This is a genomic window from Bacillus sp. MT94, assembly GCF_058792475.1.
This window is the reverse complement of sequence record NZ_JBXAEZ010000005.1, coordinates 189356-209680: the sequence shown is the minus strand read 5'-3', so window position 1 is coordinate 209680 and position 20325 is coordinate 189356. Positions and strand designations below refer to the sequence as shown.

Here is a 20325-nt window from a genome sequence, read left to right as displayed (position 1 = left end):
TTCTTATAGTTATGGTAGCATTTGCTTCTGATCATTTGGATACTCAGCCGTTGATGCGTTAGGACGATTGGAATGATTTCGAACAGCAATGAAAATAGAAATAATAACGACAAGACCAACTGCAACGTAAGAAAGTGAAATAATAGTTGGATCCACTTTAAATGTAGTAAGCAGTGTACGTATATTCGTAAAGATAATAAGACCGCCAACTAATACCCCAAGTAAATGTGCTGGAACGATACGAACTAACCATGCAGCAATTGGAGCTGCGACAATACCGCCAAGCATTAAGGCAAATACCCAAACCCAGCTTACTTGTTCCCAGCCAAGTGAGATGAAGAAGCCAATTGTTGCAGCGAGTGAAACAGGAAATTCACTCGTATCTACAGATCCAATAACTTTTCTAGCTTCATTTCCTCTTGCTAGAAGAACAGGCGTCGTAATCGGCCCCCAACCACCGCCACCAGTTGAATCAACGAATCCAGCGAATAAACCAAGCGGCACAAGTTGTTTTGCAGACATACGCTTATTTGAAGTGACAATTTGTTTTTGAATGATGAATCGTAATAAAATATAAACCCCTAAAGTAAATAAAAATACGGAAATGTACGGTTTGATTACATCGCCAGGCAAATTACTTAAAAAACATGCCCCAACAAATGCGCCGATTGCCCCAGGTAATGTAAGCCTGGAAACTGTATATTTATCAACGTTTCCAAATTTGATATGAGCTGCGCCAGAAGCTGCAGTTGTAACGACTTCAGCTAAATGAACCGATGCGGAAGCTACAGCCGGTGCAATACCAAACATTAATAATAGTGAAGTAGACGTTACCCCATACGCCATTCCAAGTGCTCCATCGATCAATTGAGCGAAAAATCCAATAATAGCAAAGACAATTAATTTTTGCATAAATAATCCCCCTGTAATAATAAATGAAAAAGACACTTTTCCCGTATGAGAAAAGTGCCTTTGGTTTTTCCAATCAGCAATAATTAAATTTGTTTCATTATAATACATATTAATCGTATAAATCAACTAGGTTTTAAAGTTTTTGAATTGAATGAAAGAAAAATAAAATATACAATAAAAGGATGGAGAGAAAGGGGAGAAAGACATGTTACGATTTGATCATCTCGTTCACACAGTTCATGGTACACCGGAGGAAGCGGCAAAACAAATGCAGGAACTTGGATTTCATACTGTATTAGGCGGAGAGCATACGAACTGGGGTACTTGGAATAGTTTAAGTTATTTTGACTTATCATACATAGAATTTTTGGCAGTTCAACATGAAGAAAAAGCGAAAGAAGCAGAAAACCCATTAGTACAAGAAACAGTGGTGAAACTACAAAATGGAGAAGGAATGCTACAAATCGCAATCCGAACAGATGCAATTGAGGAGCTAGCAGTTAACTTTAAGAAGCACGGCTTACATACGATAGGGCCATTTGAAGGGAAACGCATGAGAAAAGATGGCCGGCTTTTAGAATGGAAAATGTTATTTGTTAAGCAAGAAGAGAACGGACCGAAATTACCTTTCTTTATACAGTGGAATGAAACGGATGAAGAAAGAAGAAACGATTTACGTAACAGTGGGACGATTACTGAACATAAAAACAAAGTACAACAAATTGAAACGATTCATTACGCAGTGAAAAACGTTCGAGAAACAGTGCGGAAATGGAAAGAAGTAATGGGACTATCTACAAGCTCAGTTGTGAAAAATGAAAACTGGAATGCTGAGTGTCAAAGTGTAGTATTTGGAGATATTCATGTGCAGTTTTGTGAACCGATTGGAGAAGGGCTAGTACTAGAACATTTGAATAAGAATGGTGAAAATCCATTTGCAGTAGAGTTTACAGGTGGAAATAAAAGAGAGCATGAAGTGCTAGGTAGTTTGTACATATATTAATAGAGGTGAATGTTGTGGAAGAAATCCTCAGAGAGATAGAGAGAATACTAGAATGGCCTCGTATGTTAAAAGCGACTGTTATTTCAAAAGGCTTTTCATTCGATGAGAAATATAAAATTGAATTAGAGAGTGGGGCCTCGTATTTTATTAAAGTATGCGATTCATCATATTTTGAACGGAAGCAGGAAGAATATGAATATATGCAGCAGCTAGATTCTTTACATATTCCTATGCCAAAATTAATTCATTTTATTAGTCTTACTAAATTCAATAAATGTGTACAAGTTTTTGAATGGATTGATGGATTAGATGGTGAAGATATATTAAGAACGTTGTCTACAGAAGAGCAGTATAGGGCTGGAAAAAAGGCTGGAGAAGTACTAAAAAAGATTCATTTAGTTGAAAAAGAAGATAAAAGTAATTCATGGGAAATGTCTATATGGAGTAAATATGAGAGATACTTAGAAGCGTTGAAAGAATATGAAGTAGACTTTTTTCGTTTAAATACAGTGATAGATTTTGTAGGAAATCATAAAGATTTATTAAAAAATCGTCCCATCGTATTTTTACATGACGATTTTCATCCGGCTAATATAATGATTGACCAAAATGAGTTTCGGGCTGTCATTGATTTTGCTAGATTCGATATTGGTGATCCTATTCATGATTTTTATAAAGTAGCACTATTTACAACGAATATAAGCAAACCATTTGCGGTTGGACAAGTTCACGGTTATTGCGGAGGAGAACCTGATCTACATTTTTGGAAACTGTACTCATTATATGCAGCAATGATATTCCCGGCTGATATCGTATGGACAAACCGAAGCACACCATATTTATTAGATGATATGAAGGAAAGATTAAATGGAATTTTAGAAGATCATAATGATTTTTCATCCTATATTCCAAAATGGTATCAATCAAGCGAATTTAATAAATAAAGGAGTAATTTATATGGATAAAATAGCAGTAATTTCAGATATTCACGGTAATATTCAAGCATTAGAATCCGTGTTGAATGATATTAAATTAAGAGGAATCGAGCGCATTATTTGTCTTGGAGATTTAGTAGGAAAAGGACCTCATTCCAGTGAAGCAATTGAAATCATTCGTAAAGAATGTGAAGTAGTCGTAATGGGAAACTGGGATGATTTTATTACAAAGCCGACTGAATTTGAAGCATTAAAATGGCATCAAAAACAATTATCAGAAGAACAAAATGACTATTTAAGAAGCTTACCATTTTCAATCGAGTTTTATATGAGTGGAAAACTCATTCGTATGTTCCACGCTTCACCGAGAAGTTTGTATGAAAGAATTCAACCACACGCTTCAAGAGAAGAGCGTATTAGTATGTTCGAAAATAGTGATTTGACTGAAAATATAGAAGGGGAAAGAAAACCAGATGTCGTTTGTTACGGTGATGTTCACCAAGCGTTCGTTCAAAATTTCAGAGGGAAAACGTTATGTAATGCTGGTAGCGTAGGAAACCCACTTGAAATAACACAAGCTTCCTATTTAATATTTGAAGGGACTTACAATGAAAAAGAAGCAGCAAGTTTTTCTATCCAACTCGTACGAGTACCGTATGATATTGAATTAGCTATCAGACTAGCAGAAGAACTCGAAATGCCAGAAATTGCAGAATACAAACAAGAATTACGGACTGCACTGTATCGAGGATTTAAGGGGAAATAAGGAGAAATATAAATCAATATTTGTTGTTTATAATTATGTTATGTAGACTAATTACAGGGGAGATATTAGATGGATAAAAAAGAGAATCCGAACGATTGGCCTGTATGGGCGAATGAGTCAGTAGAGATAGTTAGTGCAAATCCTGATTGGCAAGATAAAGGCCGATGTGAAGAACAGCAACTATATGAACTGCTTGCTCCTCTCGGTATAAGCAAAGTAATACATATAGGAAGTACATCCATACCTGATTTACCTGCAAAACCTATCATTGATCTAATGGCTGAAATAGACTCATTTGAAAGAGTACTAGATATTTCAGCTACATTGGCCATATATAATTGGCATTATGTAAGCCCAGAATTAGATGAAAGACCTTGGAGAAGGTTCTTTGTGAAAGTTAAGAATAATAGGCGTGTAGCTCACCTGCATTTGATGGTTAAAGGAACTGAGCGATGGGAGCAACAACTTTTATTTCGCAACCACTTACGAGAAAATCCACAATTAGTTTATGAGTATTCAAATCTTAAACAAGATTTAGCTAAAAAATTTAAACAAGATAGAGAAGCATACACAAAAGCTAAAACAGAATTTATTAAACAAGTTCTAAAATGATACAACCTTGGATTGTAACTATGTTTGAATACAAAAGAAAAAACAAACTTTATTTTATAACTTAAACTTACATGAAAGGCATGTAAACAAAGTGATAGACTGCGATATTTTAATGTATTTCCTTTTATTTATTAGGATAAATTATATATAATTGAATCAAGTTCATATAAGGATAGGCAATTACAGGGGATAAGGCGAAAATATGTTAAAAAACGCAAAAAGGGGACAAGAAATATAATGAATGAAGTACTAGAACTAAAAGAAGAACTACTACAAATTAAAAATAACAATTATGCTGTACCAAAAGACGTAGATGCATATCCATATGCGCAGTGGATGCTAGATTATATCGGATCACCTGATGCTGAACTGCGTGATGATTTGATATATAGTACGCTTCACAAATGGATTACAAATGATGTATTTAGACAAAAAGAGTTAAGAGGATTAATGTTACAAGCAATTAGTCCTGATTATTTATTTTATAAAATTGGTGAAAAGGGAACAGACTCTGTATTTAAACGTGCATTCTCCGTATTAATTCCACCACTTATTTTATCTGTTCATGAAAGAGAACCGTTGTTATCGGAAGAACAATTGTACAGTGTGGCAGAACAAGTGTTGGAATATGTATATTTAGAAGAAGATGTAAGGGGCTACGTAGAAGGAAAAGGCTGGGCACACTCTACTGCACATGCAGCAGATGCGCTCGATGCGTTAGCACGTACAATTCAAAATCGTGAGTTTTCATATGCGATTCTTGCGGCTGTTCGTCAGAAGGTTCGATTGAGTGATTACGTATATGTACACTTTGAGGATGAGAGATTAGTAAAGCCAATTATGTCGTTACATAACCAAAAGCTTTTAACTGAAGAAGAGTGGAGCAATTGGTTACATAGTATAGCAACTGTTGAAGACATCCGACATCCGCAGCATGCTATTTTAGTACAAAATATTAGAGCTTTCTTAAGAAGTTTATATTTTAGAGTTTTAGAGACAGAGGGTAGCACATCCTTTACAGATGATATATTGGAGACTTTGAAAGGGTTGCGTAGGTATTAAAAATACGTTTTTCTAAGAGAAAAGTACATAAAACCACTACCTCCCAACCATACTAATAAAATGTGTTGGAGGTGAGTTTTATGGACAAAAAAGACTTTGAAAAAGTGTATAATGATTATTTACATCAAGGAGAAGAGCAAGCTCAATTTGAAATAGCTCAGGAAGTTACTTCAGGAGCAGAACAAATTGTTGCCGTTCGTAAAAATGATGATGGAGATTTAATAGCGTTTAAAACAAGTAGCGGGAGAGAGTTAGATTATATGACTGCTCTTAATGAAGCAAAATCAGGGAAGTTAGCTCATGTGGACGTATTTCATAAGTATGGCAGAGATATTATACGTAGTGAACCGGATGGAATAAAAGAAAATAACTTAGATAATTTACCTTCATTTTAAACGGGTAAACCTCAAGAAGAGAATGTACATTACGATATTCTCTTCTTTGTTTTGCGAAGTTTTCCTAGCAAATAGACGATTCATTTTTAAAGTGAGATCATACTTTTAAAGAGTGCTCTAAATTTCTCTTTATCTTCTGCTGTAAATGGTTTCGGTCCCTTTGTACGTTTACCACTTTTTCGAACCATTGCACTTAAATATCGTGTTTGTAACAATTGTTCAATGTTATCATTCGTATACTTATAGCCTTTATGGTGTAGAACGATACAGCCTTTTGCTAAAGCGAGCGAAGCAAGACCGTAATCTTGTGTTACGATTAAATCTTCTTTTTTTGCTAACTGCATAATTCGGTAATCTGCAGCATCTGCTCCAGAATCAACATAAATTGTTTCGACACCTTTTGGCTGCTCTGCATTAGAATAATGTGAAAAACTAGTAACGAGGGTAACAGGAATTTCCACATTCGTAGCCTCAAAAATAATCACATCTTTTACAGGACAAGCATCTGCATCAACGTAAATCTTCATTTTATCACTCCTATAAATAGGTTCGAGTTGATAATAATGGTAGATTTAGGTTTTGTCAAACGAGAAAGCTTTATTTAAAGTTATTTTCACATACCAAAATAGCCTGGCGTAAACGAGAAATACCTTCCGCAATTTGATCAATATCCACTTTTCCATAAGATAAACGTATATAACCATCTTTCGCACCGAAAATACTACCTGGCATAAAAGCAATTTCTTGTTTTAAACTTTGCATAATGAGTTGTTTTTCGTTTATAGGTTCTTTTAATTTCCCCCAAATGTATATACCACCAGTAGGGTTTGAAAAAGAGATTTTATCATGAAGTTGCTCGTTTAGGGCACGAACGATAACGTCTCTTTTTTCTGCTAATTGTTTTCGTAACGGTACGATATGAGACTGAAATGGTACGGTTTCGAAAAATTGCTGCATAAGCCACTGCGGGAAAATACTCATTCCTAATTCCATTTGGTGCCGTGCGTCTGACAATCGCTCTACGACAGACTGTGGGGCGACAAGCCAACCGACTCGTAATCCTGGCGCAATCATTTTTGATAAAGAATGTACATAAATGACAGTTCCGTTTTCATCTATTGATTTCAAAGTAGGACAAGGTTGTTTCTTTTCTAGCGTCAGCAAACTAGAGGGATCATCTTCAACGATTGCAATTCGTAAATCTGCGCAAAGTGATAATAGTTTTTTTCTACGGTTTGGATGAAGCATCGTCCCCGTAGGATTTTGGAAGTTTGGATTTAAAAAGATCATTTTAATACGGTGTTTTCTATATAACTCCTGTACATCATTTGGATTAATACCATGTTCATCGACAGGTAACGGGAAAATACGAATACCTGCTGATTGGAATAACGGCAAGGAATAACAGTGTGAAGGACTTTCGAAAGCAACAGCATCACCTGGATTTAATAAACATTGCACGATAAGGTGAAGTGCTTGCTGTGCGCCAGATGTAATCATAATGGATTGTTCAGTCGCCTCAACTTTTAAATATTCCTTCATATATTTTACGACCGCTTGTCTTAGCGGGAGATAGCCTTGCGGATGATCGTAACTTAATGAATGCGTTAACGGTTGTTCACGTAAAATCGCTTGTAGTTGATCGTGGGGATAAAGATTACAACCGAGCTCTCCGTTTGCAAAATCAATAATATTTTCATTTTGTTGTACTTCTGCCCGAATATGGCGAAGTAGTGGTAAGTTTGGTAAAAAAGTACCACCTTCTACGAAATTTCTCCAGTTCGGCGTTAATGTTGGAGAAACACCCCACATATGTGTACTCACTCGTGTTCCTTTACCAGTCGTACTCTCTACAATTCCCATAGCACGTAGTTCATTATAAGCAGTCGTTACTGTACTTCTGTTTACATTTAACTGCGTAGCTAATTTCCGTTCTGAAGGGAGGAAGCTTCCTGGAGGAAGTTCTCCATATGTAATACGTTTTTCAATAAAGTCAACAACTTGCTGATAAATAGGGATTTTACTGTCACTATCTAGTTTCCATTCCATAAAAAACGCCTCCGTATCTCTTATATACATCAAGTATAGCAAATTGGCTGGGTAAAAAAACAGCCAATTGGACGGTGTTATATCCAGCCAATTTTACTATGCTAAATAGGGAAGGGGAGATTCGGATGAAACGATGGCAAATGGAATGGCTCCTAGTATCAGTTGCATTAGTATGGGGAGCAAATTATACAATAGGAAAGTATGGAGTGGCATTTATGTCATCCATTCAATTTAATAGTTTACGATTTTTAGTAGCATCACCGGTATTATTACTTATCACTTTTATGATGGAACGCTCATTACGTATTGAAAGAAAAGATTGGTTACGATTAGTAGCAGTCGGTATCGTTGGTACAACAATGTATCAAACGATGTTTATGCTATCTGTGAAATATACTTCAGCAACAAACGCCTCATTATTAATTGCAATGTCACCTATTTTTACAGGGATATTAGCAGTATTGCACAAACAAGAACGTTTTTCGATGAAAGTACAAATTGGTTCAATAGTGGCCTTTGTTGGTGCAGCATTCGTTTTATTAACAGGGCATACAGGAGGAGCTACTTACGAATATGCGTGGCTCGGAAACATAATTGGATTAGTCGCAGCGATTGCGTGGGGATGGTACCCAATATTAGCGCAACCTCTTATAACAAAATATTCCGCAATGAGAGTCACATCTTGGTCAACTTTAATTGGAATTGTACCTCTCGTTGTATATTGTTTATTCAACGTAAATACATTAACGTGGCCAGTAGACATGCCAAGCTGGGGGTCTCTAGCATATTCAATCGTCTTCGCGACAATCTTCGGACTTGCAATGTGGTATGTCGGTATTAGTAAAATAGGCTCAACGAAAGTAATGGTTTATATGTATCTTGTACCATTGTTCGCAGTTATCTTCGCGGCAGTAACTATCGGAGAGCAAATCAACATGATGCAACTCGTTGGCGGACTTATAATCTTTATCGGTTTATATGTTGTAAAAAAGGGTGGAATTCAAAAGCCAGCTCTCAATTTGAAAAAAGTAAGTTAACAATAAAAAGGATCTCTTTCATATAGAAGGAGATCCTTTTGGTTTTTGTAATAAAAGCGCTTGTTCAACAGCCCATTTTTGATGATCATGAATGAGAAGCTCTACAGCAAGTAAAGGAGACATCCACCGCAAAACATGATCTTCCTCACAGTTTTCAGTTTGTGTCTGCACCATGTGCGCAATATAAAAGAACCCATCGTTTAAATAATAAGTATCTTCTTTTTCCGCATAAAAATATCGCATTGCATTACCGATATATTGATTAATTTCAATTACCCATCCTAATTCCTCTAGTAGTTCACGATGTAAGCATTCATCTTTTGTTTCGGTACCTTCCATACCGCCACCAGGTAAAAAATAACGGTCTCCTTTTTGGATAATAGCAATGTTTGAAGAAGTTGAGTTAAAAATAATTGCATAACAACTAGGCCGTAATACATATGCTCAGTAGGCTTTTTATAACCAAAAATAAGTTTAGATATCATAAAACACGTCACCTCTCTATAAAATACATAAAAGGAATAATAAGGTAAAAATAGAATTGTATAAGTATAATCTTACGAGATTGGAGTGATAACAAAATGATAAATCGAAAGTGTTCGCGCTGTAAAGAAATTACAGGTACATTGCACGGTGGTAAAAAAATTAAGGAAGAATTTCTATGTGAGGACTGTTTGCAAAAAGGAATTGCGAGTGGAGAAATCGAATTATCACAAGTGGAAGAAAAACAAACTTCGTATCTTTCTATAAAAATATTAAAAATAATGAGTGTGATTTATTTAATAGGATCTATTTTAATGGCTTTTTCAACTGGTCCATTTATACATAATCTGGGGTTTGATGAAATGTCCATTTCAGGATCAGAATTAGGTTTAATAAGTATTGTTATGCTAGGTTCTATATTTCAGTCAGTTCTCGTATTTTGCGGGATATGGGTATTTATCCTATTAGTAGAAACAGTCATTAAAATTTATGAAAAAATGAAGTGAGTGAGAGGGAGAAACATATGCGAGTAAGAAACATCCAAGGGGAAGATTATGTAAAGATTCATTCTGTTTTAAATGATTGGTGGGGCGGGAGAGACATGGCTACCATGTTGCCAAAATTGTTCTTCATTCACTTTCAAGAAACGAGTTTTATTATTGAAGAAGAGGGAGAAACGTTAGGTTTCTTATGCGGTTTTTTTTCACAAACATATAAAGATGAAGCATACGTTCATTTTATCGGTGTGAATCCGAAGTATAGAAGAAGAGGAATTGCATCGACATTGTATTCTTATTTCTTTGATATCGCTCGTGCAAATAACCGTAAAGTTGTAAAAGCAATCACGTCACCAGTAAATAAAAAATCAATACAGTTTCATAGGGAGATTGGCTTTCGAATTGAGGCTGGGGATGATGAAATAGAGGGTGTATCGGTACATACAAATTATGATGGGAATGGTGGTAGTAGAGTATTATTTTTGAAAAATGTGTAAAAGTAGGCTAGCACAAAGTTAGCCTTTTTGTTGTGAGGAGCTAGAAATATGGAGAGTAAACAAAGTAGAAATGAGTATTTAAGACGCATACATAAGGTTCAAGATTATATAGAATCAAACATAGACAGTTCACTATCCATTGAAAAGCTAGCGGATATAGCAGGATTTTCGAAGTTTCATTTTCATAGAATTTTTAAAGGAATAGTAGACGAGCCGTTATCACGATATGTAAATCGATTGAAGTTAGAAAGGGCAACAAATCTTCTTACATATCGATTGGATATGACGATTACGGATATCGCTTACCATTTTGGTTTCACAGATTCAGCAGTTTTCTCCCGAACATTTAAAAATTATTACGGTGTAAGTCCGTCTCAATATCGAAATGACAATAGCAAGAATTGCAAAGACGTAAGGGGAATTCCTCAATACAATGAATGTAAGCAGGTTCGAGGAAATGTTGAAATTGTAACAGCGGATGATATAAATGTTGCATACATAAGACATATCGGTACATATGGAGAGTTAACGATAGCTTTTCCGAAAATGATAGAGAAAGTATTTCATTACGCAGCTAAACAAAACTATCATGTATTTGATGATACGAAAGTATTAACCATTTACCACGATCATCATGAATTTACTGAGGACTATCATTTAAGAACAAGTTTATGTATAACAATTCCGGATGCGTCCGCAGTAGAAACGAACGACATAGGAATAATGATAATACCTTCTGGAAAGTATGCAGTAGGACATTTTGAAATATTCCAAGATGAATATAAAGGGGCATGGGACTTTATATACGGTGAGTGGCTGCAAAATAGCGGATATAAACCGAGAGATTCGTATCCTTTTGAAATGTATAAAAATGATCCAAGACGGCACCCGGAAAAGAAACATATAGTTGATATATATGTACCTATCGAACCTTTTTAATTATAGGTTAAAGGGGAATGAATGATGAAAAATGCTGAAAAGTTAAATCTGATTATAAAAGAAGAATATGAAAATATGAATGGGATGTTAGTAGTGCAAAAAGGGGATTATATTTTTGAAAACTATTATAACGGTCATGGTCCAAATGATGCATTTCATATAGCGTCAGTTACAAAAACGGTAATCTCTGCCCTAATTGGGATATGTATAGATAAGGGCTATATAAAAAGCGTTGATCAAAAAGTAATAGAATTTTTCTCGGAATATAACGTTAATTCATCTGAAATAACAGTACGACATCTGTTGACAATGACAGCTCCACATCCTTTCGTAGACTGGCAGGAGCCGTTAGAAGAACTATGTATGCAACGAGATTGGGTACAGTATACGTTAAATAGGATAGGACAAGGCGGAGAAATTGGATCTTTTAAATATTCATCTGCAGGAGCACATGTACTATCAGCGATTATTACGAGTGTAACAGGAAAAAGTGCCCGTGAGTTTGCGAATGAATACTTATTTCAACCACTCGGCATGAGCGAAATTCCAAACTACAATATGAAAGCATTTGGATTTGATGACTTATTCGGAAAAGCTGTAAAGGGATGGGTTCACGATCCAAACGGTATTTCGACGGGTGGCTGGGGACTAACGTTAACGGTTAGAGATATGGCTAAGTTTGGACAGCTGTATTTGAATGAAGGTATTCATAATGGAAAACAAATACTATCAAAATCATGGATAAAAGAATCAATAGCGATGAATTCAAATCAATATGGTTACTTATGGTGGTTACGAGAAGAAGAGGGTGTCTATTCGTATTGTGCAATGGGTGATGGTGGGAATATGATTTGCTGTATTACGGAGAGGGAATTGGTGGTGGCGATTGCGTCTGAAAGTATACCGAATGCAGGGGATAGATGGAAGTTAATTAAAGAGTGTATACTTCCTTATTTAAAAGATTAATATGTTTATATTATGAAAATAAGAATAAAAGGTCTAGTTATACTTGTTTTGTTTTCCATAATATAAATAAGTGTTGTGAGAACAAAATTGTTCAACTAAGATTATAAAACTTCAACACCTATACGATTATTGAATAATTGCAAGGTGTTGAAGTACTTTATGAGCAATTAAAGGTACTTTCAACTAAAAGTGGAAACACCTTTTTTCTTTAGTTTTAATTATTCTTTAACTTTGTGATGTATAAGATACATTATGCCGAGCACAATTGCTAGTAAGATAAATTTAATTAATTCTATTAGGCTGGCATCCCACTTGTTTTGCACTACATCTGTTAAATAAAATACATTAAACATACCATGTAAAATTGCGGGTGATATTACAGAACCACCGTATTCTCTCACGTATGTCAAAATTATAGATAATATAAATAATAAAGCGAGATAACTTAATATTCCTACAAACCAAAACTCATAATTTTTATAAAAGATTGCTACTGGTAAATGCCATAAAGACCAAAACGAAGCTGTAATAATAGCTGTTTGCATGAATGAATATTTTTTTCGTAAATAGTAATGAAAATTTCCGCGCCATATAATCTCTTCTAATAATGCAGATAAAAATCCAACTGTAAGACCAACGAGTAAGAGAAATCCTAATTCATTCCAATGATTATATAAGAACTTAATATCATAAATATAAAAATAAAAATGGAGACATAGTCCTAGAAGTAGTGGGAATAATATGGAGAAGATTAGTGTTTTTATTTTTGGACGTGTAATTCCAAATGTGTGAACTATTTTTTGCTTCTTATATAATTTTTGATATAAAATAACAGCTAAAAACGGAACAACCATCGTAAACCCCAAATAATTACGACCATTTTCTATGTTCAGCAAGATGACATATACAAGTGATGTAAGAAAATAAATACATAATGTTGAATGATAAACTATGTGTTTATTAATATTTTTCACCTGCCTAAGTATGTATAAGTGGTTAATCGAATATCCGATATTTTAATTATATATGAAATGGAAATCGACAGAATGAATATTTCCATATTATTGTTTTTAAGATAGAAAAAGTGTCAAAATTGCATATATTGAACTTGTAGAAAAAATTTAATTATCCCCGTAACTTTTCACAACAAAAAATCGTTAAACAAAAGAATAGATTTTTTATCACGAATGGGGGAGAACCATGAAAATTCTAATACTAGGCGGTACACGATTTTTAGGAAGAGCTTTCGTAGAAGAGGCGTTGAAAAGAGGGCATGAAGTTACAATATTCAATCGTGGAACAAACAATGAAATTTTTCCAGAAGTGGAACATTTAATCGGTGACAGAAATGGTGATGTATCAAGTTTAGAAAATCGAAAATGGGATGTTTTCGTAGATACGTGTGGGTTTTCTCCGCATCACATTCGGAATATTGGAGATGTCTTAAAAGATAATATAAAACATTATATATTCATCTCAAGCCTTTCCGTATATAAAGATTGGATTCCGCATGACATAAAAGAAGACTATATATTACAACCTGAACCGACGGAAGAGCAAATAAAGGCTGTAGAAAATGGTGAAATATCTCCTTATGAGCATTATGGTGCGCTGAAAGTATTATGCGAAAAAGAAGCAGAGAAGTATTGGCCGGGGCGTGTTTTACACGTAAGAGCAGGACTTCTTTCAGGAATGTTCGATTATACAGATCGACTTCCATACTGGATCGGGCGTGTAGCAAAAGGAAGTAAAGTGTTAGTTCCAGGAAGAAAAGACCATCCAGTACAGATAGTTGATATAAAAGACGTCGCAAACTGGGGACTAAACATGGCAGAAAACAAAAATGCAGGTACATTCAATGTAACAGGTCCGAATTATGATTTGACGATGGAAGAGCTATTAAATACGTGTAAAAAAGTTACGAATAGTGATGCTGAATTCGTTTGGATAGAGGAATCGTTTATGAATGAACATAAAGTGCAGCCTTGGACAGAGATGCCTTTATGGCTTCCAGAAACTTTTTCATTAGAAGGTGAAACGAAGCCGTGGAAAGGTGGATTTTCAATTAGTATTGAAAGTGCTGTTAAAGAAGGACTTACTTTTAGAAGGTTAGAACATACAGTTACAGATGTGTATGAGTGGATGAAGAGTGTGGACGAATGGGAATTAAAAGCAGGGATTTCAAGGGAAAGAGAAAAGATGTTATTGGATAAGTGGTATGGAATAAAGAGAGTTTAAATAAGAATCTTGTGAAAAAAGGACTCTGTTTAACCAATAAACAGAGTCCTAATATGAATCTACCACTCAATCGGTTCTTCCCCGTACATCTCCCATAGTGTAGGAAACATCTTTTTTAAACCTTCCTCATCGTCTTCATCCCAATCTAACTCGATATCAACTTCCTCAAACTCTTCATTTGTTAAGACATGGTATAGTGTAAAGTAAGTATCATCTTCATCCCCAGTCTTCTCCATGTAAACTTCTTGCCCGAAATATAGAGTAAGTTCTTCAATCTCTGGGACGTCATACTCACTCAAGTTTTCTAATACAGGAATTAATCGTTCTGGATCTTCAATACAAGCTTCGTATGTCTCTTTTCCTTGATATAATAACCATCCGCGGAAGTAATCGAAAGTATCATCTGAACAGCCACCCATAATAATATAGGCTGCTGTCCATAAACGGGAGGTATAGGAGTCTTTCAAAAGGCGATGCATATGCGTATCAAAAGCTACAATTTCATGTACTGTACGTTTAGCAAGGTGAGAAGTAAGCCATTCTATTTGTTCTTCTTGGTCCTCACCTTTCGTTTTTGCACGATGAAGTAGTTCCCAAAATTCTTCTTCGGTTATCGTTTTTTCTTTTATGTAATCTTCCCCAGGCAACGGGTCTGTATATCCTTTTTTACGTTTGGAAGCAACTAGTTTATTAGCTTCTTTCATACATTCTTCTTCTGTTTCAAACTCTTTAGCTTTCACACTGCCAGCTGTGCCAATTTTTCCGTAAAACACAACATAGTCTTTTTCTTTCACAACGATTTTCCAAAACTTATTTGATTTCTCAGTTTGCTGGATTAATAACGTTTCCATCCGTACCCCCATAATGTTTTCTAGTGTGCAATATGATTGTAACATATGTATATACACTTGTAATGATGAAAAATAATAGTTTAGAAAATTCAAAAATCATTGAATGAAGTGAATAAATTTAGTAACCTTATTTGTACAGTAATTACATAATATTTTTGTAATAATTCGATATTTATATGAGGGGGCATTACGGATGGATCTTACGTTTAAAGTTGAGGAAACATGTTTTAATTACCGCGTTGGAGCAATTTGTAAACATGATAATAAAATACTCATTCTGCAAGGTGACGGTGAAGATTTTTGGTATGTACCCGGCGGTAGAGTAAAAATGCTAGAGAATAGTGAAGATGCATTAAAACGAGAGCTTGCGGAAGAGATAGGTGTTCCTATTAAAAGGAAAAGGTTAATATGGTCAGTAGAAAATTTCTTTACACTTTCTGAGCGAAAGTTTCATGAAATTAGTTTTTATTATGAAGTAGAGCTACATGAGTTACCTGCGAGTGGAGCGGATCAATATATTTTGGAAGAAGAGGGTAGAACGTATTTGTTTAGATGGGTGCCAGTAGAAGAACTGCATACATATAACTTACAGCCTGCATTTATAAAAGAGAAAGTAAAGGATGTATCAGTTCACACAGAACATATCGTATTACAAAAGTAAATGTATTCGGAGGGGAAAATGGTGAAGGGAACTAAAAAAGAGGTACATATAAATGACAAACTAATTCGTTACACACATATCGAAAAAGGTTCTAGTACGGTTTGCTTTATGTTTTCAGGTTCAGGATACAATTATGATAAGCCGTTATTTTATTACGCAACGATGTTAATGCTTGAACATAAAATAGATGTTGTACATATTCATTATTCTTATGATGGACAATTAATGAATAAACCAATGGAAGAAGTAACGAAAGTAATGATGGATGATATTAATCCGGTGATAAATGAAGTATTAAAAGATGAGCAATACAACGAGACTATGTTTTTAGGGAAGTCACTCGGAACAATTCCGATTGCAAATGATTTAATGAAGAGAGAAGAATTCGCGCAGTCAAAAATGATACTACTTACACCTTTACTGACGTTTGATACAATTTTTGATTCTATCTTACATAGTCGACACGAAGGGTTTTTAGTTATTGGGGATAAAGATCACCAATACAATGCAGATCAAATTGATCAGTTATATAAAACGAATTTACAGATTGAAGTTGTCAAAAATGCAAATCATTCTGTAAATGTTGGGGGATATGAAACGGAAAATTCAATTGAGGCTATAGCGAAAATAATAGGAAAGCTTAAAGAAGTTGTTAGGACAAACTAACCTATCAATACATGCAAAAAGAGGTGCAATTTGCACCTCTTTTTTACTTAATAAGCCCTCAAAACATGAAGTAAATAATCCTTACGATTCAGCGGATTATAATCAACACGTTTTCGAGTAGGGAAGGGAGCCTTCAGTTCTTTGTAACCAGATGGCTTTGTTGTAAAAATGCCTTCTCCTTCTGTAAATGAATGTAGTATTCGTTTGAAACTCTCTGTTTTCGCAACAGGTAATGATCCTGTTAACTGATAAGAATTGTAATTGAATATAGGCTCTGCAAAAGTTGCTGGAACGGCAGCGAGTTTATACATTGCAGTACTAATTGCGTGCTCCGGTACAGTTAATTCAAACTCATTTACTGGTTCATATACATATGTTTCAGCTTGCTTTAAAGCATCCATTAATACGATCGGTGTCAAATTTCTAAAGTCACTTGCTGTTGTAACAGGACTAGCATAACCAGTATGTGTTAACGTGACGATAATATCTGTAACTTCCCATCCATATAATCCTTGTTTTAACGTTTGAAATACCGTATCTTCAATCGCTTTATGGAATGCTAAAGGTAGTGATCCGAGTTCAACCCCTAAGTGATATGTTACGCCAGAGTTAAGTTCACCACGTTCAACTTTGAATCCGACTGTTGCGTAAAATGGATTCTCTTTTTCACCCATTACTTCAACAGAATTGCCTAAGCCAATTGGTTTCTCGATACATACAACTCGCGTATTTGAAAAAGTAACTTGCAAATTATATTTCTCATAAAGTGTTGTTTCAATTACTTCTTTTTGTACCTCACCGAAAAGGCGAATGTATAGTTCATTATGAACATCATCTTTCCACACTTTAATAAGTGGATCTTCTTCACATAGCTCCATAAGTGCAGCGTATAAATCATGAATTCTTTCTTTTGATACTGCATCAATGGAAGCTTCCATTTGTGGTTCGGCAAAGTGAATATCTTTTATATAATCCGTACGTTCACCAATAATATCACCAATTTTTATATCATTCAGTCCCCACACTTTGCAAAATTCTCCGCTAGGAACGATAGTAGATTGAACAGCATTTCCGCTATGAAACATACACATTTTTTTAATCTTTTCTTTATGTGGTAGAGACTCATCGCGCTGTATATCAACATATTTTCTAACATGTAAGCTACCTGAAAAAACTCTTATATAAGCAACCTTTTCTCCAGAAGGTTCACGTTCAATTTTAAAAACAACACCGGATAATGGTTCCTCTTGTGCCGATGTAAGAGCTGGCATTAGGGCCGGAAGTTTTTCAAGTAGTTCTGTTACTCCTATACCTGTCATTGCTGAACCGAAAAAGATTGAATACACACTTGCTTGCTGTATTTGCTGTTCTAGTTTTTCTCTTAATAGTGCGTCCGGTATTATTTCGTTATTTACATATGACTCAAGTAATGATTCATTAAATGGTGCTAACAGTTCCATACAATCGTCATATGATTTATATTCAATGATTCGGGCTTCTTTCGTTCCTTCGTTTAGAACAGAGTAGAAGGGGAATGCTTCATTTGAAAGAACCTCTTTTATTTGTTTCATAACTTTTTCAGTGTTTGCTCCACTACGATCAATTTTATTAACGAATAAAATTGTCGGTATGTTTAGTTTCTGTAATGTTCGCATTAAAATTTTTGTTTGTGCTTGCACACCTTCAACGGCAGAGATAACTAAAATCGCACCGTCTAGAACGCGGAATGATCGCTCCACTTCAGCGATAAAATCAGCGTGTCCAGGTGTATCAATGACATTTACTTTTACATCATCAATAAAGAAAGAAACGACAGATGCTTTAATGGTAATTCCGCGTTGTCTTTCTAATTCCATTGAGTCAGTTTGTGTATTACCACTATCTACTCGGCCAATTTCTTTAATCACATTCGTTTCATAAAGAATACGCTCAGTCAAACTCGTCTTGCCAGCGTCTACGTGCGCGACAATCCCTATATTTATTGTTGTCATATATCAATATCCTCATTTCATCTTCCATTTTCATTTCCTCATTTCTATTTGTGTATTGCCGCATTATCAATCACTCTCCAGTTCTTTAAATTAGTATTATTATAGTGCAATTAACATTATTTGTAACGCTACAAAGCGCCTTAATTTGGAAAAAATAAAATGAAAACAAAATGCTTGCATTCTAAATCGATATAGATTATATTAATTGACATATCAACTATTGATACATCAAATGTTTTCATTTTGATTGTAAAGGAGGGGTAATTTGACAAGTTCATGCTCAAAAGAAGCGATTATTTTATATAAATTACACTTTCTAAATAAAGAAGTAAGTTCGAAATTTGAAGGGTGTACGGGTATGAGCCAGTCTCGATTAGAGCTTATACTTCAGTTATATGAAGTAGGTGAAATTAGTCAAAAAGCACTTCAGCAAGAAGTGAATATTGATAATGCTGCGATAACAAGGCATTTAAAGCAGCTTGAGGCCAATGAAATGATTGTAAGACGTAAAAATCCAGATGATAACAGAATTACGTTAGTTTCTCTTACTGAAGAGGGGCGAAATAAAATTCAGGCGTTTCAAGAAGAAAAAGAACGTTTTGCAGCATCTGCATTTAAAGGATTAAGTGAGGAAGAACGCGATAATCTTTTAAATATATTAAATCACATTCAAGAAAATATAAAAGAATTATAAAAAAGGGAGAATACAACTATGACTAACTCAGTAAAAACAAATGATTTTAACGAAATTTTAACAGGACGTCGTTCAATTCGTAAGTACGACCCTTCAGTGAAAATTAGCAAAGAAGAAATGACAGAAATTCTTACAGAAGCAACACTTGCACCATCATCAGTAAACATGCAACCATGGAGATTCCTTGTGATTGAAAGTGACGAAGCAAAAGCAACACTTGCACCACTGGCGAAATTCAATCAATCTCAAGTAGAAACATCTTCAGCAATGATCGCTGTATTCGGTGACTTAAACAACTTTGATAACGCAGAAGAAATTTATGGTACAGCAGTAGAGCGCGGACTTATGCCAGCTGAAGTAAAAGAAGATCAAATGAAAAAACTTTCAGCTTATTTCTCAATGGTTACACCAGAAGTAATGAAAGACACAGTACTAATTGACGGTGGTCTTGTAGCAATGCAATTTATGTTAGCAGCTCGTGCTCACGGCTATGACACTTGTCCAATTGGTGGTTTTGAGAAAGATCAAATCGCAGAAGCTTTCGGACTAGATAAAGACCGTCACGTACCAGTTATGTTAATTTCAATCGGAAAAGCTGCTGACAGTGGTTACCAATCAGTACGTCTTCCAATTGAAAAAGTTGCAGAGTGGAAGTAATTTTAAAGAAATAAGTGGAATATGAAAGGGGAAACACCATGATTATTATTCACGCAATATTTCAAGTAGATCCAGCAAAACAACAAGCATTTTTAGAAGAAATTCAGCCACTCATTCACGGTTCAAGAGAAGAAAGTGGAAATGTATCTTATGACTTATATAAAGATACAGAAAAAGAAAGTGTTTATACGATGGTAGAAGTATGGAAAGATGAAGCAGCAGTTGCGAGCCATAATACGAGTGAACACTTCACATCTTTCGTTAGTAAAGCAGCACAATTTTTAACTGCTCCGCTTAATATAAAAGCTTATAATGGAGAGTTAGTAAAATAAGAAGGTAGAAAAAGATGACTTTAGCGTGTGGCTGAGGTCATCTTTTTTATTTTTACAGGAATATATTTACTTTTATCAGTAT

The 20325-nt window shown here is 34.9% G+C and carries 23 protein-coding genes and 1 pseudogene; 17 read left to right on the top strand and 7 right to left on the bottom strand.

Translation table 11 applies throughout. From position 1 onward, the window contains the following. Positions 1–9 precede the first annotated feature (9 nt). Positions 10–912 (bottom strand): sulfite exporter TauE/SafE family protein, encoded by a 903-nt coding sequence (locus AC1Q51_RS19235; protein ID WP_097923947.1) that lies wholly within the window; start codon positions 910–912, stop codon positions 10–12. A gap of 205 nt (positions 913–1117) precedes the next feature. Between AC1Q51_RS19235 and AC1Q51_RS19230 the strand changes: the two genes are divergently transcribed. From AC1Q51_RS19230 to AC1Q51_RS19205, 6 genes are all read left to right on the top strand, one after another. Further along, entirely contained in the window at positions 1118–1915 is a 798-nt protein-coding gene (locus AC1Q51_RS19230; RefSeq protein ID WP_097923945.1) for a VOC family protein, read from the top strand. A 14-nt stretch (positions 1916–1929) separates the two neighbouring features. After that, complete coding sequence (locus AC1Q51_RS19225) at positions 1930–2859, top strand: aminoglycoside phosphotransferase family protein (RefSeq protein ID WP_090977701.1); 930 nt, start codon at positions 1930–1932, stop codon at positions 2857–2859. A 13-nt stretch (positions 2860–2872) separates the two neighbouring features. Then, positions 2873–3616 (top strand): metallophosphoesterase family protein, encoded by a 744-nt coding sequence (locus tag AC1Q51_RS19220; RefSeq protein ID WP_088115492.1) that lies wholly within the window; start codon positions 2873–2875, stop codon positions 3614–3616. Positions 3617–3685: 69 nt separating this feature from the next. Then, the gene (locus AC1Q51_RS19215; protein ID WP_053564111.1) at positions 3686–4228 is read left to right on the top strand and encodes a GrpB family protein; all 543 of its coding nucleotides are present in this window, start codon (positions 3686–3688) and stop codon (positions 4226–4228) included. Positions 4229–4465: 237 nt separating this feature from the next. Further along, positions 4466–5290, top strand: a complete 825-nt coding sequence (locus AC1Q51_RS19210) for a DUF2785 domain-containing protein (RefSeq protein ID WP_075717767.1) — start codon at positions 4466–4468, stop codon at positions 5288–5290. Between the two features lie 80 nt (positions 5291–5370). Next, positions 5371–5685 (top strand): DUF3892 domain-containing protein, encoded by a 315-nt coding sequence (locus AC1Q51_RS19205; protein WP_000358159.1) that lies wholly within the window; start codon positions 5371–5373, stop codon positions 5683–5685. Between the two features lie 86 nt (positions 5686–5771). On the opposite strand, the gene AC1Q51_RS19200 is transcribed toward AC1Q51_RS19205, so the two are convergent. Together AC1Q51_RS19200 and pdxR are read right to left on the bottom strand one after the other, a co-directional pair. Continuing rightward, complete coding sequence (locus AC1Q51_RS19200; RefSeq protein ID WP_000708772.1) at positions 5772–6212, bottom strand: YaiI/YqxD family protein; 441 nt, start codon at positions 6210–6212, stop codon at positions 5772–5774. 70 nt (positions 6213–6282) lie between these two features. Then, positions 6283–7734 carry a MocR-like pyridoxine biosynthesis transcription factor PdxR gene (gene pdxR / locus AC1Q51_RS19195; protein WP_069355842.1) on the bottom strand — a complete coding sequence of 484 codons (1452 nt, stop codon included), beginning with the start codon at positions 7732–7734 and terminating at the stop codon, positions 6283–6285. Between the two features lie 125 nt (positions 7735–7859). Here pdxR and AC1Q51_RS19190 point away from each other — a divergent pair, with 125 nt between their 5' ends. Further along, the gene (locus AC1Q51_RS19190) at positions 7860–8771 is read left to right on the top strand and encodes a DMT family transporter (RefSeq protein WP_053564117.1); all 912 of its coding nucleotides are present in this window, start codon (positions 7860–7862) and stop codon (positions 8769–8771) included. Between the two features lie 18 nt (positions 8772–8789). On the opposite strand, the pseudogene AC1Q51_RS19185 reads toward AC1Q51_RS19190, so the two are convergent. After that, positions 8790–9256 (bottom strand): annotated as a pseudogene (locus AC1Q51_RS19185) (NUDIX hydrolase). A gap of 96 nt (positions 9257–9352) precedes the next feature. Between AC1Q51_RS19185 and AC1Q51_RS19180 the strand changes: the two are divergent. Genes AC1Q51_RS19180 through AC1Q51_RS19165 form a run of 4 tightly spaced genes read left to right on the top strand, consistent with a single transcriptional unit; the run spans position 9353 to position 12153 of the window. Then, on the top strand, positions 9353–9760 hold the full coding sequence (locus AC1Q51_RS19180; RefSeq protein WP_000610492.1) for a DUF3980 domain-containing protein: 408 nt from the start codon (positions 9353–9355) through the stop codon (positions 9758–9760). Between the two features lie 17 nt (positions 9761–9777). After that, positions 9778–10248 (top strand): GNAT family N-acetyltransferase, encoded by a 471-nt coding sequence (locus tag AC1Q51_RS19175; protein ID WP_075717775.1) that lies wholly within the window; start codon positions 9778–9780, stop codon positions 10246–10248. A 48-nt stretch (positions 10249–10296) separates the two neighbouring features. Continuing rightward, complete coding sequence (locus tag AC1Q51_RS19170; protein WP_075717777.1) at positions 10297–11187, top strand: AraC family transcriptional regulator; 891 nt, start codon at positions 10297–10299, stop codon at positions 11185–11187. 24 nt (positions 11188–11211) lie between these two features. Beyond that, complete coding sequence (locus AC1Q51_RS19165; protein ID WP_075717779.1) at positions 11212–12153, top strand: serine hydrolase domain-containing protein; 942 nt, start codon at positions 11212–11214, stop codon at positions 12151–12153. 218 nt (positions 12154–12371) lie between these two features. Here the strand turns inward: AC1Q51_RS19165 and AC1Q51_RS19160 are convergent, their stop codons facing one another. Beyond that, a complete protein-coding gene (locus AC1Q51_RS19160; RefSeq protein WP_097947200.1) occupies positions 12372–13127 on the bottom strand; it encodes a CPBP family intramembrane glutamic endopeptidase in 756 nt (251 codons plus the stop codon). Between the two features lie 226 nt (positions 13128–13353). Here AC1Q51_RS19160 and AC1Q51_RS19155 point away from each other — a divergent pair, with 226 nt between their 5' ends. After that, positions 13354–14391, top strand: a complete 1038-nt coding sequence (locus AC1Q51_RS19155; RefSeq protein WP_492331648.1) for an SDR family oxidoreductase — start codon at positions 13354–13356, stop codon at positions 14389–14391. A gap of 59 nt (positions 14392–14450) precedes the next feature. Here the strand turns inward: AC1Q51_RS19155 and AC1Q51_RS19150 are convergent, their stop codons facing one another. Continuing rightward, positions 14451–15242 (bottom strand): DUF4240 domain-containing protein, encoded by a 792-nt coding sequence (locus AC1Q51_RS19150; RefSeq protein ID WP_075720336.1) that lies wholly within the window; start codon positions 15240–15242, stop codon positions 14451–14453. A 193-nt stretch (positions 15243–15435) separates the two neighbouring features. On the opposite strand from AC1Q51_RS19150, the gene AC1Q51_RS19145 reads away from it, so the two are divergent. Beyond that, complete coding sequence (locus AC1Q51_RS19145) at positions 15436–15903, top strand: NUDIX hydrolase (RefSeq protein ID WP_000366230.1); 468 nt, start codon at positions 15436–15438, stop codon at positions 15901–15903. Continuing rightward, positions 15904–16569 carry an alpha/beta hydrolase gene (locus AC1Q51_RS19140; protein WP_141541753.1) on the top strand — a complete coding sequence of 222 codons (666 nt, stop codon included), beginning with the start codon at positions 15904–15906 and terminating at the stop codon, positions 16567–16569. It abuts the gene before it with no gap. A gap of 47 nt (positions 16570–16616) precedes the next feature. On the opposite strand, the gene AC1Q51_RS19135 is transcribed toward AC1Q51_RS19140, so the two are convergent. Beyond that, complete coding sequence (locus AC1Q51_RS19135) at positions 16617–18560, bottom strand: GTP-binding protein (RefSeq protein ID WP_492331647.1); 1944 nt, start codon at positions 18558–18560, stop codon at positions 16617–16619. A 265-nt stretch (positions 18561–18825) separates the two neighbouring features. Between AC1Q51_RS19135 and AC1Q51_RS19130 the strand changes: the two genes are divergently transcribed. The 3 genes from AC1Q51_RS19130 to AC1Q51_RS19120 are packed head-to-tail and all read left to right on the top strand — an operon-like array spanning position 18826 to position 20243. Further along, positions 18826–19254: a MarR family winged helix-turn-helix transcriptional regulator gene (locus tag AC1Q51_RS19130; protein WP_000204170.1), complete on the top strand. Its 429-nt coding sequence runs from the start codon at positions 18826–18828 to the stop codon at positions 19252–19254. Between the two features lie 18 nt (positions 19255–19272). Beyond that, positions 19273–19911, top strand: coding sequence for a nitroreductase family protein (locus AC1Q51_RS19125; RefSeq protein WP_000185375.1), 639 nt, complete (start codon positions 19273–19275; stop codon positions 19909–19911). Between the two features lie 38 nt (positions 19912–19949). Further along, positions 19950–20243 carry a putative quinol monooxygenase gene (locus tag AC1Q51_RS19120; protein ID WP_000583805.1) on the top strand — a complete coding sequence of 98 codons (294 nt, stop codon included), beginning with the start codon at positions 19950–19952 and terminating at the stop codon, positions 20241–20243. Positions 20244–20325 lie beyond the last annotated feature (82 nt).

Bases quoted from the DNA above. Each gene is read 5' to 3' on its own strand.
- AC1Q51_RS19230 (WP_097923945.1), top strand. From the start codon at position 1,118: ATGTTACGATTTGATCATCTCGTTCACACAGTTCATGGTACACCGGAG.
- AC1Q51_RS19125 (WP_000185375.1), top strand. From the start codon at position 19,273: ATGACTAACTCAGTAAAAACAAATGATTTTAACGAAATTTTAACAGGA.
- AC1Q51_RS19205 (WP_000358159.1), top strand. From the start codon at position 5,371: ATGGACAAAAAAGACTTTGAAAAAGTGTATAATGATTATTTACATCAA.
- AC1Q51_RS19235 (WP_097923947.1), bottom strand. From the start codon at position 912: ATGCAAAAATTAATTGTCTTTGCTATTATTGGATTTTTCGCTCAATTG.
- AC1Q51_RS19120 (WP_000583805.1), top strand. From the start codon at position 19,950: ATGATTATTATTCACGCAATATTTCAAGTAGATCCAGCAAAACAACAA.
- AC1Q51_RS19145 (WP_000366230.1), top strand. From the start codon at position 15,436: ATGGATCTTACGTTTAAAGTTGAGGAAACATGTTTTAATTACCGCGTT.
- AC1Q51_RS19200 (WP_000708772.1), bottom strand. From the start codon at position 6,212: ATGAAGATTTACGTTGATGCAGATGCTTGTCCTGTAAAAGATGTGATT.
- AC1Q51_RS19155 (WP_492331648.1), top strand. From the start codon at position 13,354: ATGAAAATTCTAATACTAGGCGGTACACGATTTTTAGGAAGAGCTTTC.
- AC1Q51_RS19220 (WP_088115492.1), top strand. From the start codon at position 2,873: ATGGATAAAATAGCAGTAATTTCAGATATTCACGGTAATATTCAAGCA.
- AC1Q51_RS19170 (WP_075717777.1), top strand. From the start codon at position 10,297: ATGGAGAGTAAACAAAGTAGAAATGAGTATTTAAGACGCATACATAAG.
- AC1Q51_RS19210 (WP_075717767.1), top strand. From the start codon at position 4,466: ATGAATGAAGTACTAGAACTAAAAGAAGAACTACTACAAATTAAAAAT.
- AC1Q51_RS19140 (WP_141541753.1), top strand. From the start codon at position 15,904: ATGTATTCGGAGGGGAAAATGGTGAAGGGAACTAAAAAAGAGGTACAT.
- AC1Q51_RS19165 (WP_075717779.1), top strand. From the start codon at position 11,212: ATGAAAAATGCTGAAAAGTTAAATCTGATTATAAAAGAAGAATATGAA.
- AC1Q51_RS19180 (WP_000610492.1), top strand. From the start codon at position 9,353: ATGATAAATCGAAAGTGTTCGCGCTGTAAAGAAATTACAGGTACATTG.
- AC1Q51_RS19215 (WP_053564111.1), top strand. From the start codon at position 3,686: ATGGATAAAAAAGAGAATCCGAACGATTGGCCTGTATGGGCGAATGAG.
- AC1Q51_RS19190 (WP_053564117.1), top strand. From the start codon at position 7,860: ATGAAACGATGGCAAATGGAATGGCTCCTAGTATCAGTTGCATTAGTA.
- AC1Q51_RS19150 (WP_075720336.1), bottom strand. From the start codon at position 15,242: ATGGAAACGTTATTAATCCAGCAAACTGAGAAATCAAATAAGTTTTGG.
- AC1Q51_RS19135 (WP_492331647.1), bottom strand. From the start codon at position 18,560: ATGACAACAATAAATATAGGGATTGTCGCGCACGTAGACGCTGGCAAG.
- AC1Q51_RS19175 (WP_075717775.1), top strand. From the start codon at position 9,778: ATGCGAGTAAGAAACATCCAAGGGGAAGATTATGTAAAGATTCATTCT.
- pdxR (WP_069355842.1), bottom strand. From the start codon at position 7,734: ATGGAATGGAAACTAGATAGTGACAGTAAAATCCCTATTTATCAGCAA.